This is a genomic window from Pyxidicoccus sp. M6 (genome assembly GCF_055568925.1).
This window is the reverse complement of record NZ_CM145714.1, coordinates 10969243-10985047: the sequence shown is the minus strand read 5'-3', so window position 1 is coordinate 10985047 and position 15805 is coordinate 10969243. Positions and strand designations below refer to the sequence as shown.

The 15805-nt window shown below is 70.0% G+C and carries 12 protein-coding genes; 1 reads left to right on the top strand and 11 read right to left on the bottom strand.

Features of this window, described 5'->3' with window-relative positions:
- Positions 1-15: 15 nt before the first annotated feature.
- The 7 genes from ACVTJA_RS43020 to ACVTJA_RS42990 form a co-directional block, all read right to left on the bottom strand.
- On the bottom strand, positions 16-2841 hold the full coding sequence (locus ACVTJA_RS43020; protein WP_465829423.1) for a heavy metal translocating P-type ATPase: 2826 nt from the start codon (positions 2839-2841) through the stop codon (positions 16-18).
- A 19-nt stretch (positions 2842-2860) separates the two neighbouring features.
- The gene (locus ACVTJA_RS43015) at positions 2861-3841 is read right to left on the bottom strand and encodes a vWA domain-containing protein (RefSeq protein ID WP_465829421.1); all 981 of its coding nucleotides are present in this window, start codon (positions 3839-3841) and stop codon (positions 2861-2863) included.
- On the bottom strand, positions 3841-4776 hold the full coding sequence (locus ACVTJA_RS43010; RefSeq protein WP_465829419.1) for a vWA domain-containing protein: 936 nt from the start codon (positions 4774-4776) through the stop codon (positions 3841-3843). Before ACVTJA_RS43010 ends, ACVTJA_RS43015 begins: the two co-directional genes overlap by 1 nt.
- Positions 4777-4840: 64 nt before the next feature.
- Entirely contained in the window at positions 4841-6166 is a 1326-nt protein-coding gene (locus ACVTJA_RS43005; protein WP_465829417.1) for a hypothetical protein, read from the bottom strand.
- A gap of 27 nt (positions 6167-6193) precedes the next feature.
- Entirely contained in the window at positions 6194-7021 is an 828-nt protein-coding gene (locus tag ACVTJA_RS43000; RefSeq protein WP_465829415.1) for a hypothetical protein, read from the bottom strand.
- 15 nt (positions 7022-7036) lie between these two features.
- On the bottom strand, positions 7037-7870 hold the full coding sequence (locus tag ACVTJA_RS42995; protein WP_465829413.1) for a hypothetical protein: 834 nt from the start codon (positions 7868-7870) through the stop codon (positions 7037-7039).
- A 50-nt stretch (positions 7871-7920) separates the two neighbouring features.
- Entirely contained in the window at positions 7921-10026 is a 2106-nt protein-coding gene (locus ACVTJA_RS42990; RefSeq protein WP_465829412.1) for a protein kinase domain-containing protein, read from the bottom strand.
- 236 nt (positions 10027-10262) lie between these two features.
- Between ACVTJA_RS42990 and ACVTJA_RS42985 the strand changes: the two genes are divergently transcribed.
- Entirely contained in the window at positions 10263-10934 is a 672-nt protein-coding gene (locus tag ACVTJA_RS42985; protein WP_465829411.1) for a GNAT family N-acetyltransferase, read from the top strand.
- 4 nt (positions 10935-10938) lie between these two features.
- On the opposite strand, the gene ACVTJA_RS42980 is transcribed toward ACVTJA_RS42985, so the two are convergent.
- The 4 genes from ACVTJA_RS42980 to ACVTJA_RS42965 form a co-directional block, all read right to left on the bottom strand.
- Positions 10939-11955, bottom strand: coding sequence for an alpha/beta hydrolase family protein (locus ACVTJA_RS42980; RefSeq protein WP_465829409.1), 1017 nt, complete (start codon positions 11953-11955; stop codon positions 10939-10941).
- A gap of 143 nt (positions 11956-12098) precedes the next feature.
- Complete coding sequence (locus ACVTJA_RS42975; RefSeq protein WP_465829407.1) at positions 12099-13499, bottom strand: ammonium transporter; 1401 nt, start codon at positions 13497-13499, stop codon at positions 12099-12101.
- Between the two features lie 164 nt (positions 13500-13663).
- On the bottom strand, positions 13664-13948 hold the full coding sequence (locus tag ACVTJA_RS42970; RefSeq protein ID WP_465829405.1) for a hypothetical protein: 285 nt from the start codon (positions 13946-13948) through the stop codon (positions 13664-13666).
- Positions 13949-14223: 275 nt separating this feature from the next.
- Entirely contained in the window at positions 14224-15315 is a 1092-nt protein-coding gene (locus tag ACVTJA_RS42965) for a UvrB/UvrC motif-containing protein (RefSeq protein WP_465829404.1), read from the bottom strand.
- Between the last annotated feature and the right edge of the window lie 490 nt (positions 15316-15805).

The window sequence follows — 15805 nt, the reverse complement described above, 5'->3', positions numbered from 1 at the left end:
ACCAGGCAGCCCAGCTCAGCCGACCGCGGGCTGCACACCCACCGCGGCCTCGGGCGCGCGCTTCATCGCCGGGGGCCGGATGGCGAGCAGGCGCAGGCCGTTGGCCACGACGAGCAGCGTGCTGCCCTCGTGGAGCACCACGGCGTGGCTGATGTGCGTGAGGCCGAAGACAGCGGCGATGATGAGGATGCCGCTGATGCCCAGCGCGATGACCAGGTTCTGCTGCATCACATGCGTGGCCTGCCGCGCCAGCCCCAGCGCGAAGGGCAGCTTCGACAGGTCGTCGCTCATCAGCACCACGTCCGCTGTCTCCAGCGCCGCGTCCGAGCCCGCTCCTCCCATCGCCACGCCCACCGCCGCGGCGGCCAGGGCCGGCGCGTCGTTCACGCCGTCGCCCACCATTGCCACCGAGCCCTTGCGCCCCATCTCCCGCACCGCCGCCACCTTGTCGGCCGGCATCAGCGGCGCCTTCGCCTCGTCCAGGCCCACCTGCTCGGCGATGGACTTCGCCACCCGCGCGTTGTCGCCGGACAGCATCACCGTCCGCTCGATGCCGTAGTCCTTCAGCGTGTGCACCACGTTTCGCGCGCCAGCTCGCAGCGTGTCCGCCACGCCCAGCACTCCGAGGTAGCGCCCCGCCTTGCGCACCACCATCGTCGTCTGGCCCGCCTCCTCCAGCTTGGAGACCTCGGCCGCGATGTCCGCCGGCACCGTGTCACCCTCGAACAGCGCGAGGTTGCCCACGTCCACCGTGTCGGCGCCCACCTTCGCCCGGATGCCCTTGCCGTGGACGGCTTCGCAGTCGCTCCCGGCCGGGGCCTGGATTCCGCTCTCCGTCGCCGCCTCCACCACCGCGCGCGCCAGCGGGTGCGCGGAGAGCGATTCCACCGACGCCGCCGTGCCGAGCAGCTCCTCTCGCGACACGCCCTGCGCCGGCACCGTGGTCAGCAGCTTCGGACGGCCCACCGTCAGCGTGCCCGTCTTGTCGAAGGCGATGGCGTTCACCTTCGCCAGCAGCTCCAGATAGATGCCGCCCTTCACCAGCACGCCGCCTCGCGCCGCCGCCGCCACCGCGGAGAGCACCGCCGACGGCGTGGAGATGGCCAGCGCGCACGGCGAGGCCGCCACCAGCAGCGACACCGCCCGGAGGATGGCCTCCTTCACCGGCGTGCCCAGCAGCACCAGCACCACCGGGAACACCACCGCGCCAATCATCACCAGCGGCGCCACCGTGCGCTCCAGCCGCTGCGCGAAGCGCTGGTTGGGGCCCTTCTGCGCTTCCGCCTCCGCCACCATGTCCACCACGCGCGCGAGCACCGACTCCGACGACAGACGCGTGACTTCCACCTCCAGCAGGCCCTCGCAGTTGATGGTGCCGGAGAACACCTCGTCGCCCGCCTTCTTCGGGACGGGGAGGGACTCGCCGGTAATCGCCGCCTGCTCCAGCGAGCTCTTGCCGTCGCGGATGATGCCGTCCAGAGGGACGCGGTCGCCGGGGCGCACGACGACGCGCTCGCCGCGCTGCACGTCGCCCACCGGCACCTCCACCACGTCACCGCCCCGGCGCACGCGCGCCACCTCGGGACGGAGCGCTCCCAGCGACTCGATGGAGCGCCGCGCGCGGTCCATGGCCCGGTGCTCCAGCGCGTGGCCCGCGGCGAAGAGGAAGAGGAGGAACGCGCCCTCGAACCAGGCTCCCAGCACCGCCGCGCCCAGGGCCGCCACCACCATCATCGTCTCGATGTCGACGCGGAGCTGGAGGATGGACTTCACCGAGCCCCGGATGGCGAAGAAGCCGCCGCTCGCCATGGACAGGGCCCAGACAATCGTGGGCACCAGCGCGGGGAGCCCCGCGAACTTTTCAAGCGCCCAGCCGGCCACCAGCAGCACGCCGGAGACCACCACCAGCGGCATCTCCAGGAGCGGCGCCAGGCCGCCGCCGTGCGCGTGGTGCGAGCATGCATGGCCGCTGGTGGGGACCTCCAGCGCGTAGCCGAGCCGCTTCGCCTTCGCCTCCACGTCCTTCAGCGAGACCTCCTCGCTGTCGTACTCCACGACGAGGCGCTCGCTGGCGTACGCCACGCTCGCGGTGAGGACGCCCTTCAGCTTGCCCAGCCCGTGCTCGATGGCGGTGGCCGCGTCGGCCGACGTCATCCCGCGCACGAACCACGTCTGGTGTTTGTAGCGGGCCGCCACCTCGGCGCCGATGCGCTGCGCGGCGGTGAGGAGCTGCGAGACGCTCACCACCTCCGGCTTGTAGTGGATGCAGACCTCGGGGTGACCTCCGTCCCTCCGGAGGTGCACGTCGGTGACGCCGCGGTGCGCTTCAATCGCGGCCTCCAGCTTCTCGAAGCGGCCGACGTCGTCCGTCTCACCGGGCAGTGCCCCCTCCAGGTCGAGCTGGAGCGCCGCGCCGCCGCCCTCCGCGGGCCGGTGCCCCGGCGGGCGGATGCGCTTCGGCTTGGGGTGATGGTGATGACCATGGTCGTGGTCATGGTCGCACCCGGCGCCATGTTCGTGACCGTGGTCGTGGTCATGACCGTGGTCGTGCGAGCAGCCAGGGCCGTGCTCATGCTTCTCGCCGTGGGCGTGAGCATGGCCGTGGTCATGGTCATGACCGTGGTCATGGTCATGGTTGCACCCCGGCCCGTGCACGTGATTCTCGGCCTTCACCGGGCCGATGACCTTCAGCTCCTTGAAGGAGAACTTCCCGGCGGGCTTCACGGCCGCCAGGGACGGGCCGTGGTCGTGATTGCACCCCGGCCCGTGGACGTGAGGCTCGCCATGTCCGGGCTCCTGCGCTTCGCCGGACGACGCTTCGCTCTTCTTCTGCTCGGACATGGCGTGTCTCTTCCTGGTGCTAGTGGCGGTGGCCGCCGTGCTTGCGGGACGGCGTGGGGGCGGGGGCACTCACGGGCTCGGGCTTCTTCGCCTCTTCCTCCTCGTGGTGGTCCTCGTCCTCGTGCTCCTCGGGGATGGGCTGGGTGAACTTCTGCCCCGCCACCTCCAGGGTGAAGGCCTTGCACGTGGCCGGCACGTCGAACTCCAGCACCGCCGGCAGCCGGCCCTCGTACGACTTCAGCACCTTGCCCTGCTCGTCGTAGAGGGTGCCTCCGGCGGCGACGGTCATCGTCTCATCGACGAGCACCGCCACCAGCTCCGCCATCTCCTCCATGCGGTCGGCGATGCGGTGGCACCAGAGGTGTCCCACGCCCGGGTACGTCTCGTGGGAAATCTCCTCCATCTGCTCCTCGTCCACCTGGTCACCCACGCCGACGAACACGAAGTTCATCCGGGGCAGGCGGCCAGCCGCGATTTCCTTCGCCACCTGCGTGGCGTAGGCCCGCACGTCGTTGCCGTCCGACAGCTGCGAGTCGGTGATGATGACCGCCAGGCCCTGCTTCGCGCTTTTCGACACCTGCTGCTTCATGTGCGCCACGAAGTCTCGTAGCACCGGCAGCATCACCGTGGCCTTGCCGTAGAAGCGCGGCCCCGGGAAGCGGTAGTCCTTCGCCTGCACCGCCGTCAAATCACCGAGCACCTCCAACTGGCTGCCGTCGCCCGTGGCCCAGTAGGCCACGCGCACCGCGCCGTCGCGGTCCTTGCTCGCGAGGTACTCGAGCATCCACCGCATCTGCGGCTCCACGAGGTTCTTCACCGGCGCCAGCTTCGCCAGCACCCCGCGCGGGCCGTACTCGTCCTCCATGCTCGCCGAGCCGTCCATGTAGAGGGCCACGTCCAGCCCCTCCACCGTCGGGTCGTGCAGCAGCGTGGCGGTGACCTTGTTCCCCATCCGATGTACGTCCGAGAACGGACGCACGATGACTTCATGTCCGGCCATCAGTGGTGGTCCTCGTCCTCGTCGTGGTGGTCCTCGTCCGGCAGCGGCTGGGTGAAGCGCTGGCCGTTCACTTCCAGCGTGAAGCTCTCCGTGCCCTCGGGCACGTCGAACTCCAGCACCGCGGGCAGCCGGCCCTCGTACGTCTTCAGGACCTTGCCCTTGTCGTCGTAGATGGTGCCGCCCGCCGCGACGGTCATGTTCTCGTCGACGAGCACCGCCACCAGCTCCGCCACCTGGGTGATTTCCTTCGCGATGCGGTGGCACCACAGGTGACCCACGCCCGGGTACTCGGTATGGGCGATTCGCTCGAGCTGCTCCTCGTCGATGCCGTCACCCACGCCGACGAGCACGAAGTTGAGGCGCGGCAGCTTGCCGGCGGCAATCTCCTTGGCCACCTGCGCGGAGAACTTCTCCACCTCGTCCGCGTCGTGGAGCTGGCCGTCGGTGACGATGACCGCGCACCCGCGGCGGGCGCCCTGCGGCACCTGCTCCTTGAGGTACTTCACGTAGTCCTTCAGCGCGGGCGTCAGGTACGTGTGGCTCCCGAGCTTCTTCGCGCCGGGGAACTTGTACTGCTTCACGTCCACGCCCTTCAGCTCGCCGACGACTTCCACCTCACGGCCGGACGCGCCGCTGGCCCAGTAGGCCACGCGCAGCATGCCGTTGCGGTCCTTGGTGGCCAGGTACTCCAGCATCCACTGCACCTGCGGCTCGACCTGGTTGGCGGCCTCCTTCAGCGGCGCGCCGCGAATCCACTCCAGGAAGCTGCGGGAGGGCGTGTTGTACGTGTACTCGTCCTTCATGCTGCCCGACGCGTCCATGTAGATGGCCACGTCGAGGCCCTCCACGGTGGGGTCGTGCAGCAGCACAGCGCGCACCTTGCCCTCCTCGACATGGAGGTCGGAAAACGGCTCTACCGGCTTCTCGTGTCCCATGTGTTCCCCCTGCGGATGAAGCGCGACGGTATCGCCCCCCAGGCAGGCGTCGCAATGAGGACGCTCAGTCGTCGAAGTCGCTCATCCAGTCTGGCTTCTTCACTCCCGGAGAGGGAGCCGCCGAGGGGGCCTTGGGCTTCGCGGGTGCTGGGGAGGCAGGCGTGGACGCGCCGAAGTCCGCCATCCACGCGGGGGTGCCGGGCTTCGCGGGCGGAGGCGGCGCGGTGAAGGCCGGCTTCGCGCGCGTCAGCTTCGGCTGCGTGCCGCCCGGGTGCGACGTCGCGTGCGCGTCCAGGAAGTCGCGCATCCAGTCATCCGGACGCGGCGGCTTCGGAGGCTCGCGCGGGGGCAGGGGACGCTTGGGCACGGGCGCCGAGACGGGAGGAAGGGGCGTGCCTCGCGGAAGCGGCGCGCTGCCCCCGGCCCGCACCAGCGAGCGGAGCACGCGTTCCGTCTCGCTCGGCCAGCCGGGGAGCGCCTCGAGCGCCTTGCGCGCTACCTCGAGGAAGCCGGGCGCGCCGGCCTCGACGGGCACCTTCACCTTCTCCGCGCGCAGCCACTCCGCCATGCGCGTGAGCAGGCCCGGGTGGTTGCGCCGGAGGATGGCCACGTCGCCCTTCACCTCGTAGCCGCGCATCTCCAGGTCGGCGATGGCCATGGCGCGGCTGGGCACGGGCAGCTCCATCCCCGCGAGCGGCGCCGGGCCTCCGTTGGCGCGCGCGTCCTCCTGCAACTGCGTGAGGACGTCGTGGAGGATGCGCGCCACCATGGGGCCATTGGACGCGTTGCCGACCTGGAGCTCCGGCGGCACCACGGGCCAGGCGAGCACCAGCCCGCGTCCCTCCGCGAGGCGCTCGGGGCGGTCTCCGGGGAGCAGCGCGTGGTAGCCGCGCGGTGCGGCCGGGCTCTCCGGCGTCTGCACGTAGTGGAAGGCGTCCGCCGCGCCGTGCACCAGCCCGGCGAGCACGTCGCCGCGCGTCACCGTCAGCTGCCCGGGCACGCGCATGGGCGCGTCCGAGGGCCACGGGCCGGAGAGGTGGCCGTAGAGATACACGGGGTCGTTGAAGCCCTCCGCGTCGGCGGGGTGCTCCACCAGCTCCACGGCGAAGAAGTAGAGCTCGGACGCCGCGATGCGGCGCGGCGTGCGGCCCGAGGCCACCTCGTGGTGCGCGAGCTGCGCGCGCGTGGCGGGGGGCAGGGCGTCCCGCTCGCTGGCGGGGACGACGTGCACGTTGCCCACCGCGTCGATGCCCACCACCCACTCCTGCTCCAGCAGGTGGGGCGCCTCCAGGCGGAAGGCGTCCACCACGTGCGTCATCTCGGAGGCATCCGAGATGACGGGTTCGGCCGCGCTGGCGGCATGGGGGACGAAGTAGCGGGGATGGCTCACGGCGGAGTTGAACGCTCTCTCTCGCGTCTACTGGTCGTCGCAGGGCGTGCCCAGGCGGATGCCCTCGTAGACACCCAGGTCGTTGTAGATGAGCGGCAGGTTCTCGCTCACCGGCACGTGGCGCAGCTCGAAGGACTTCTTGGTGTTCTCAATCCACATGGACGTCTTCTCGCGGTCCAGCACCAGCCGGAGCTCGCCCTTCTTGGTGGAGAAGATTTCGCCCTCGGAGTCCGAGACGACGTTGGTCATCTTCTGCGGCTTGAGGGTGCCGCGCGGGCCGATGAAGACGCGGTAGCTCTTCTGCTGGGCCGGGTGGTAGCCGCGGTCCACGTAGTAGTAGTTGCCCTTCGTGTCACGCAGCAGCGCGTGGGGCGCGTACTGCTGCGGGTTGGGCTGGTACGTCGCCTTGCGCAAGAGCTCCGCCGCCTGCGAGCCCTCCACCACCTTGAGGGGAATCTCCTTGGTGCCGCAGTGCAGCTCACAGGAGCTCTCCTTCTTGTCCAGGCGCACCGAGGAGATGACCCGGTAGTCCATGCCGCGGAAGTTGGGGTTGGAGTCCTTGTTGAAGAAGCGCGGGTCCAGGAAGGAGTTGGACGACGCGTACGGCCCGGGGCTGGCCACCTCGACGAAGGTCTTCCCGTCGCCGTAGTACATGACGCCCTGGTTCTCGTCCTCGCGAGGCGGCGCCATCACCACGTAGTGCCCCTTGCCGTCGGTGCACACGGAGGTGGCCTCCATCAGCATCTTCTCGCCGAGGTTCTCCTCCTTGCCCCAGGGCGGCGTGACGGTGTCGGCGGCGTGGGACGCGCCGCACGCGAGGGACAGGGCAACCGCTGCGAATCGCTTGAAGTTCATCGGGAAGGGCTCCGGCTACAGGTTCTTCTTGAAGAACTTCGTGGCGTACTGCTCCTGGTTGCTGGCGTCCTTGGAGGTCGTCCAGATGAGGCGGTCGGCCTCGAGCTTCGTCTGCAGCTCCGGGCCGAAGCGGCAGCTCACCTGCTTCACCTTCTCCTTCACCGTCTGCTTCGCGACGTTGGAGACCTTGCACAGCTCCTGCAACGCAGTGAGCGGGGACTCGCAGTAGTTGGAGATGCTCAGCTCCTTGAGCTGGTCGTCGGTGACGGTGCTCCAGTCGATGGCGGCGGACACCGAGGTGCCGCAGGCGTTGTTCATCTCCAGGAGCGTCGCGGCATAGGCCTTGTCCTGCTGGGCGGCCTCGCCCTTGCGGTCGAACGCCATCAGCTTCGCCAGCGTGCCGTCCTGCTGGAGCTTCTGGTACTGCGCGTAGACCTCCTCCGACTTGAGGGCGGCCGTCTTCTTCTCGTCGTAGGTGACGCGGATTTCCTGCTGGCGGCCGGGCACGTACAGCTCATAGGTCTGGTCGCGCACGACCAGCGCCGAGTAGTCACGGCCGTGCCACTGCGTGGTGTAGTTGAATCGGTCCGAGCTGCGGGAGCTCCAGTCGCGCAGCTCGTAGGGGAAGACCTTCCCGTCGAACTCGGAGCCGGTGCCGCGCACGCGGAGGAGGTACTTCTTGGCGGAGCGCGGCGAGAGGGGCACCACCGCCACCTCCTCGCCCTCCGAGCCGGAATACACCTTGCCTGCTTCCACCGGCGCCGCCGCCAGGGCCGTGGAGGCTCCCAGCGCGACTGCCGCGACAATCATTGCGACCAGGTTTCTCAAGCGAATCACCTCGTGATGCATGGGAGGGCCTCCTTGGACAAAGGCCCTGTGGGTCGATGTTCCCTGTCGGGTCAGAAATCGATGTCGTACTTCTTGCAGAACTGACGGAGCTTCGGCTTCTCCGAGGCGGCGGCCTTGTCCCATTCCTGCTTCGCCCGGGTCAGGTCCCCCTGCGTGCAGTAGGCGCGGATGAGGATGGAGAACGACTTCGCGGGCACGACGCCGGTCTGCTTGCGCTGGCTGAGCTTCGCCAGGCGGATGGCCTCATCGGAATTGCCGGCCTTCAGCGCACGCTCCGCCTCCTCCACCACCTGCCGCACCTCGTCCGGGAGGACCTCCTTCGACTCCGGACGCTGCGTGGGCCGGGTGGAGCCCGGCTTGTCCGTCGTGGTGGTGGCCACCGTCGGAGGCGTGGCCGTGGGGCCCGGGTCCGGCGTGGGCGTCGTGGATGGCGGAGGCTGCACGGCGGTCTGGCTACCATTATCCGTGCCCGCCGCGGCCAGTTGCGTCCCAGTGGGGCTGCCCGTCGCGGGCTGCTGCACGGCGCCGGCCTGCTGGGTGCCGTTGCCAGTACCCGTCGCGGGCTGCGGCACGGGGGTCTGCGGATTCGTGTTCGGCACGGTGGAGGACGTCCCAGGACGGCCCATCCACCAGACGACGCCACCCCCCGCGACGAAGAGCGCCACGGCCGCGGCAATCAGCGGAGCCCGGCCCTTCGCCGCCGGTTGCCGCGCCACCGGCACCGCGACGGGCTGGGGCGCCACGGGCGTGGAGACCGGGGCGGCGACGGGCTGGGGCGCGACTGCCACCGCGCCAGACTGAGACCCGGGCGCCATCGAGAAGGGCGCGGGCACGGGCTGCGACGGAGGCGTCGCCGCGGTGATGGGCAGCGGCGCGCGCGGGGGGACGGCGTCGAGCTTCTGGGAGATGAGGGTGGGCTCCAGGGCCGGCGGATCCATCCGCGGCACGCCCGAGGGCTCGGGCTGCACCATGCCCATGTGTCCCGTGGACGGCCCGCCGCTCTGGGGCTGCACCATGCCCATGCGCCCGGTGGAGGGGCCGCCGCTCGCGGGGGCTCCTCCGAAGCGCTCGGTGCCCGACCCGCCATTGCCCATCTCCACCACGCCCATGCGGCCCGTGGCGTCCGGCGCCACCCTCACGCTGCCCGGAGCCACCGTGGCTTCGAATCCCTCGTCCCCGTGGTCCTCCGTGGGCAGGGCGATGCCCGACGGCACCTTGACGCCCGACGGTGCCTTCACGGGGCGCGGCGCGGGCTGCGCGCCCGACGGCGGGGACAGCGTGTGCAGCGGGCTGCCCGTCAGCGCCTCCACGAACGAGGCCACGTCCGGGAAGCGCTCGTCGGCGCTCTTGGAGAGCGCTCGGTGCACCGCGGACACGGCTTGCGCGGGGGCCTCCGGGCAGAGCGGGCCGAGGGGATCGGCCGGCTCGTACACCACGCGGAAGATCATCTGCGCGAGCGTGCCCGCGCCGAAGACGGGCTTGCCGGCCATCATCTCGTAGACGATGCAGCCGAGCGCGAAGATGTCCGTCCGCGCGTCGATTTCGCGGTTCTTGCCCATCGCCTGCTCGGGCGACATGTACTGCGGCGTGCCGATGAGCGTGGCTTCCTGCGTCTGCAGCGTCTCCGAGGTGAGGACCTTGGAGATGCCGAAGTCGAGCAGCTTCACCCGCTGGCCCACCACCCCGCCGGAGTCGGTGGGCACCAGGAAGACGTTGGCCGGCTTCAAGTCTCGGTGGACGATGCCCGCGCCGTGCGCCGCCTGGAGCGCCGAGCCCATCTGCCGCGTATAGGAGAACACCTCGTCCATCGGCAGCCGCCCGCGCTCCAGCCGGGACTGGAGGCTCTCTCCGCGCAGGAACTCCAGCACCAGGAACGGGGTGCCGTCCTCCAGCGTGTCGTAGTCCAGCACCTCGACGATGTTGGGGTGGCCGAGCCGGGAGGCGATTTCCGCCTCGCGCCGGAAGCGGGTGAAGATCTCCTGGGGCAGGCTCTCGCCGCCGCGCAGCACCTTGACCGCCACCTGCTTGCCGGGAAGGCGCAGGTGCTGGGCCAGGTACACCGAACCCATGCCTCCCCGTCCCAGCACGGAGGCAATCTTGTAGGTGTTGCGCAAGACGGTGTCGGTACGGAGGTCACCGTCGGAGGGTCGGGTCATGGGGTCGGGGCTCGCGGGTGTGGCGAATGCTGATTTCCCACCATTCCATCCTCCCACCCCACCTACAGGCAACCCTCCAGACGTCGTATCCCGAACCGGGCCGGGAAATTGACGCGGAGCGGAACCCGGGAGGGTGGCCCCGGTGTCCCAGACTCCTGATTTCCCGACAGGGGACACCCGGTGGCCTCGGGATCCGCTGGTGGGTTTCCGCCAGCCTGCTAAGGAAGCAGGCGCCTATGTCGACGGACAAACCCAAGGACACGCTCGAGGTTCGCGTCCGCCGCATCCACCGCAGGGACCTCAACCGGACCTGGGAGTTCCTCAAGCTCGTCTTCCGCGACGTCAATCGCGAGACGGTGGAGTACCAGCGCCCCCGCTCCAAGCGGCGCTTCATGGAGGTCTACACCTCCGAGTGGATTGAGCAGCTCCTCTACGAGGTGGACGGGGAGATTGTCGGTTACTCGGAGTGCGCCTTCGAGGCCACCGGCGACGACAACTGGGTGAACCCGCGCTGGTTCGAGAAGCGGGGCATGCGGCCGCTCTTCGTGGAGGAGCTGGCCGTGCACCCGGACTACCAGGGGCGCGGCGTGGGCAGCTTCATGATGGATCAGCTCCAGCACCTGGCCCGCACGCGCGGCTGCACGCACCTGGTGCTGGAGGTGGCGGAGAACAACGAGGCCGCCCTGGCGTGGTACCGGGCTCGCAACTTCTACAAGCTGGATGCCGCCATCTTCATGGCGCAGAAGGTGCCCGGCGAGCCGGACCTCCTGCCCCCGCGTCGCCTCAAGCGGCGGCCGAAGGTGTCCCCGGAGGCCGCGGCGAACCCCAACACCGGCCCCATGCCGGAGACGGCCACCGCGAAGCCGGCCGGGCGCAAGGGGCGCGCGGCGGCGAAGAAGGGCGGCTGAGACCTCAGGGCTTCGAGGGTGCCGGCGCCAGCGTGCGGGTGAAGAAGCGCACCGCGTCCGCGGTCAGCTCACGGTGGAGCTTCTCGCGGTCCACGCCGGGCGGGTCCAAGCAGATCTCCTGCGCGTCCTCCTTCGACTCGGGCGTGCACGGCGCGAGGAAGACGTAGTGCCCCGCGCGCGGGATGAGCGTGTACTCCGGCGGCGTGGGCAGCGAGGCGCGCACGTGAGCGGCGTGGTCCGCGACCGGAAGCACCTCGTCCTTCGCGGCGGCGTACAGGCGCACGGGCACCTTCAGGTTCTTCAGCCCGGCCTTGTCGAAGAAGACGCCCACTGGCGCCATGGTGAAGATGGCGCGGATGCGAGGCTCCGCGGTGTCCCTCAAGTCCGGCCGCGTGACGCGCACCTTCGGCAGAATCCCGCAGAGCACGGTCTTCTTCTTCGCGTTGCAGTACTTCTCCAGCCGGCCGAAGTCCGGCACTCCGCCCGCCAGGAGCAGCGTGGTGTAGCCCCCGGCGGAGAAGCCCAGCGCGCCCACGCGGCCCGGGTCCACCGAGGGACCCACCGTCGGGTCCGCCAGCACGCCATCGAGCAGCGCCCTGACCTGGATGGCCCGCCCGAGCCACACGGCGTCCGTCCCGGCCGCCGGGCCATTGGCGTCCTTGAAGCTGGCACCCGGGTGGTCCAGCGACGCGACGATGAAGCCCTCGCGGGCGAGCGCCGTGGCGAAGTCATGGTGTCCCCAGCGGCTGCCGCCATGCCCATGGGAGATGAGCACCAGCGGGTAGCGGCCGGGGACGGGCTCCAACTCGCGCCCCGCGTCGGCGCGCCACGCCCCCACGGAGAGCGGCTCGGCGGCTTGCGAGGAGGGATAGAAGACCAGGCCCGCCATGGGGCCTCCACCGACGGGGTCTTTCAGCGCCAGCTCGCGGAAGCCCACGCCCTGTGTCTGGGCCGCGGCCGAGGTGGCCAACAGGAAGGTGAGGAGCGCGAGGGTTCGGGAGAGAGGGCCGGGCGTGTTCATGCCGGTCATCACGCTCCGGCGACACTTTCATTGCAAGCGTACGTTGATGGCGCTTCCCGGCCGCGGAAAGGACGGCGCCCGTGCGCCCCCGCGAGGAGGGGAGCACGGGCGCTGGAGGACTGCTTCCCCAAGGAATCTCGCCGTCAGGCGGGCAGCGGCACGGAGGGGCCGCGCGGCTCGGCGGGCTCCGCGACGGAGGCCGAGGCCGCAGCGGCGGCGGGCACGTGCGGCGCGCCGGGCGCCACGGGCACCTCGCCCACCGTCTCGCCGTGCTGGCTGAGGTCGAGCCCCAGCTCCTCCTGCTCCCGCGTGACGCGCAGCGGGACGAAGAGGTCCACCAGCTTGTAGAGCAGGTACGAGCCCACGAAGGAGAAGACGGACACCAGCACCAGCGCCAGCATGTGCATGGCGAACGTCTTCGTCTGCCCGTGGATGAGGCCCACGTCCTTCGCCAGCACGCCCGTCAGCACCATGCCCACCACGCCGCCCAGGCCGTGGCAGGGGAACACGTCCAGCGTGTCGTCAATGGCGGTGCGGCTCTTGAAGTGCGCCGCCGCGTTGCTCACGAAGCTGGCCACCAGGCCCACCACGATGCTCTGGCCCACGGTGATGAAGCCCGCCGCCGGCGTCACCGCCACCAGGCCCACCACCGCGCCCACGCAGGCGCCCATGCCACTGGGCTTGCGGCCGCGCAGCCAGTCGAAGGCCATCCACCCCAGCATCGCCGCCGCCGAGGCCGTGTTGGTGGTGGCGAAGGCCAACGTGGCCAGCGATGAGGCCGACAGCGCCGAGCCCGCGTTGAAGCCGAACCAACCGAACCACAGCATGCCCGTGCCCAGCATCACGAAGGGGACGTTGGCCGGCGTGTGCGGCGTGTTCTCCACATGGACGGTCCGGCGCCCCAGCACCAGCGCGCCCGCCAGCGCCGCGAAGCCCGCGGACATGTGCACCACCGTGCCGCCCGCGAAGTCCAGCACGCCCCACTGACGCAGGAAGCCCTCGGGGTGCCACGTCCAGTGCGCCAGCGGCGCGTAGATGAACAGCGTGAAGAGCACCATGAACAGCAGGTACGCCTTGAAGCGCACCCGCTCGGCGAACGCGCCGGTGATGAGCGCGGGCGTGATGATGGCGAACTTGAGCTGGAACAGCGCGAACAGCAGCAGGGGAATGGTCGGCGCCAGGTCCGGGTGCGTCTCGCCGCCCACGCCGCTGAACATGAAGAAGGTGCGAGGGTCGCCAATGAGCCCGTGGAAGCTGTCACCGAAGCTCAGGCTGAAGCCCACCACCACCCAGAGCAGGCTGATGACCGCCATGGCGATGAAGCTCTGCAGCAGCGTGGAGACCACGTTCTTCAGCCGCACCATGCCGCCGTAGAAGAAGGACAGGCCCGGCGTCATCAGCAGCACCAGCGCCGTCGCCGTGAGGATCCACGCGGTGTCCGCCCCGTTGATGGGCCCCCCCTGCTTCACCTGCGCCGCCGGGCTCACCAGCAGACCCGCTACCCCCACGCCGACCAGCAGGGCCACCGCCAACCACTTCTTCATTGCGCCTCCTCACGGAAAGCTGACGCAATGCAGTATGGATCTGGCTTCTTCCAATTTCAATGTGGGATGGCCTTCAGGATTGGTTCTTTAGTCTAAATCCGTCGGTATTTGTTCTTCGGATGCCCATTTTCAGCGGCGGTAGGGTGGGTGGCCCGCCTGGCTGCCTACTTGACCTGGACCTTGCCGTTCTTGATGTCGAGGTTCTCACCGCCCTTGAGGACCACGGCGCCGGCGTCCGTCTGCACGGTGCAGGGGCCCGAGCCCTGGATGGTGACGGAGGCCGTCTGGCTGTGGCCGAACGTGACGCTCGTCTTCACGCCGCTGCACACGGCCGACCACGTGTAGTCGCGCGAGTCGCGGTTGTAGTAGCGCACGGTGACGGCCGCCGACGCCGCCGACGCCGCGAGCAGGGCCGTCAGGAGAGTCACCGCGGAGAGCTTCGTCTTCATGTTCTTCATCCCCCTGGATGGGAAGCCTTGCGCCCCGCCCGGACCGGCCTCGCGGGACAGGGATATCCACGCAGTCATACGTCCCATCCCTGACATCCGCATGCCTGGGTGTCCTGCCTCCCCGTGGAGTCGTTCACGCTCGTAGGACCTCATGGGTGACTCCTGCTGCTGCGCCACTCCGGGTCATGGTGGAGCTGGACGCGGAGCATGGCTCCCGTGACACGGCGGTCCCCGAGTCGGGCGTGCCGCTTCCGTGAAGGCTGGAGCGGCGGCTTTCAGGGCGTGGAGGTGGGGGCGTCCGGCGGGGAGAGGAGCTGCTTCGCGGGACGGGTGCGCTCCAACTCCTCGGGGTGGAGGCGGAACCAGCGGGCGATGAGCATCACCTCCTGCGCCTCGTGCGCGCGCAGGCCGAGCGTCTCCGGCTCGGGGCGCTCGAAGATTTCGCGGGCCCTCGCCTCGACGAGGGCGTGCTCCTCGGGGCTGCCGGGGGCGGGGAGCTCATCGCGCACGCTGCCCCGACGCACGACGTAGGTGCGGTCCTCTCCGCCGTGGCCGGGCACCGTGTAGACGAAGGAGAGCTGCTTGAGCGTGCGGCCCAGCTCGACAATCCAGCCGCGCATCAGCTCCAGGCGCTCGGCGCGGTCCCTCAGCTCGGCGGCGTACTCGAACTGGAGGCGGCGGGCCGCCAGGGCCATTCGTTCGCGCAGCAGGGTGAGCGGTGTGTCCGACGTGCCTTCGAGGAAGGCCCGGGCCTGCACGACGCGCGCATGGTACTCCGCATGCGTGCAGCCTCCCGCGCACGGCGCGAGACAGCGCGAGAGCTGGCCGCGCATGCACAGCGGCTCCTGCTTGAGGGGGAAGAGCTGGAACTGGTCCGCCAGTCGCATCGGCGTGTCGGAGGGACAGTCGCGCAGCTCCAGGAGGTCGCTCACCGCTCGCACCACCTCGGTGATGGAGTCGCGGCCGTGGAAGGGGCCGAAGTAGTCGCCGCTCTCTCCATTGGCGCGGCCCACGACTCGCAGCCGGGGCACGGGCTCTCGCGTGAGGTGGATGAAGCAGTGGCCGCGGTCCTTCTTGTGCTCCACGTTGTAGAGCGGGCGCTGGGCCTTGATGAGGCGGAACTCGTGCAGCAGCGCGGCGAACTCGCTGGCCGTGTACTCCCATTCGACCCGATGCGCGTGGGAGATGATTTCGGCCGCCTTCTCGCCGTCGTCCGCGCGGAAGTACGAGAGGAGCCGCGTCCGCACGCGCACGGACTTGCCCACGTAGAGCAGCTCTCCCGATGGGCCGAACATCCGGTAGACGCCGGGGCGGTTCTCGGCGTGCTCGCGGACGTGGGCGAGCAGTGATTCGACGCGGGAGTCCATGCGCGGAAGAGAGGCCGGCCCGTCACGGCGCGGGCCGAACGCCCCACGGTACCTCGGTGGAGTGGTCGGTGGGTGGCGGCGTCCCGCACGTGCCGGTGCACGGCCGGAGGGCGGGCGGCCCGGCGCCCCAGGGAGCGTCCTGTTCGGAAATGTCGGGGGTTCTGCGCCGCCAATGTCCCGACATTTCCGAACAGCACGCTGCCAATCGCGTCCTGGGCCGGCTGGTGCCGGTGCTGATGTCGTGGAGATTCCGCGGTGACACGGGCGGCGTCGCGCGCCAGAAGCCGCGGACGTGCCGATGCCGGTGCGCATGCGCCGTGGCTTCCAAGCGGGCGACACGATGGTGTCCTGGTTTGTGAAGTTTTGTCAGGGCACTTGTCTCATTGACTTAACGGCGTTAAGTGAAGAGGCGTCGTCAACCCCTCGCTGCCCGTGGTCCCGCGTCTCCGCGCCAGGGGATTCGTCTGTCCCGCGCCTGCCCGCGCGCGGA

Coding starts and splice junctions, on each gene's coding strand:
- ACVTJA_RS43020 (WP_465829423.1), bottom strand. CDS start 2,841: ATGTCCGAGCAGAAGAAGAGCGAAGCGTCGTCCGGCGAAGCGCAGGAG.
- ACVTJA_RS43015 (WP_465829421.1), bottom strand. CDS start 3,841: ATGGCCGGACATGAAGTCATCGTGCGTCCGTTCTCGGACGTACATCGG.
- ACVTJA_RS43010 (WP_465829419.1), bottom strand. CDS start 4,776: ATGGGACACGAGAAGCCGGTAGAGCCGTTTTCCGACCTCCATGTCGAG.
- ACVTJA_RS43000 (WP_465829415.1), bottom strand. CDS start 7,021: ATGAACTTCAAGCGATTCGCAGCGGTTGCCCTGTCCCTCGCGTGCGGC.
- ACVTJA_RS42995 (WP_465829413.1), bottom strand. CDS start 7,870: ATGCATCACGAGGTGATTCGCTTGAGAAACCTGGTCGCAATGATTGTC.
- ACVTJA_RS42990 (WP_465829412.1), bottom strand. CDS start 10,026: ATGACCCGACCCTCCGACGGTGACCTCCGTACCGACACCGTCTTGCGC.
- ACVTJA_RS42985 (WP_465829411.1), top strand. CDS start 10,263: ATGTCGACGGACAAACCCAAGGACACGCTCGAGGTTCGCGTCCGCCGC.
- ACVTJA_RS42980 (WP_465829409.1), bottom strand. CDS start 11,955: ATGAACACGCCCGGCCCTCTCTCCCGAACCCTCGCGCTCCTCACCTTC.
- ACVTJA_RS42975 (WP_465829407.1), bottom strand. CDS start 13,499: ATGAAGAAGTGGTTGGCGGTGGCCCTGCTGGTCGGCGTGGGGGTAGCG.
- ACVTJA_RS42970 (WP_465829405.1), bottom strand. CDS start 13,948: ATGAAGACGAAGCTCTCCGCGGTGACTCTCCTGACGGCCCTGCTCGCG.
- ACVTJA_RS42965 (WP_465829404.1), bottom strand. CDS start 15,315: ATGGACTCCCGCGTCGAATCACTGCTCGCCCACGTCCGCGAGCACGCC.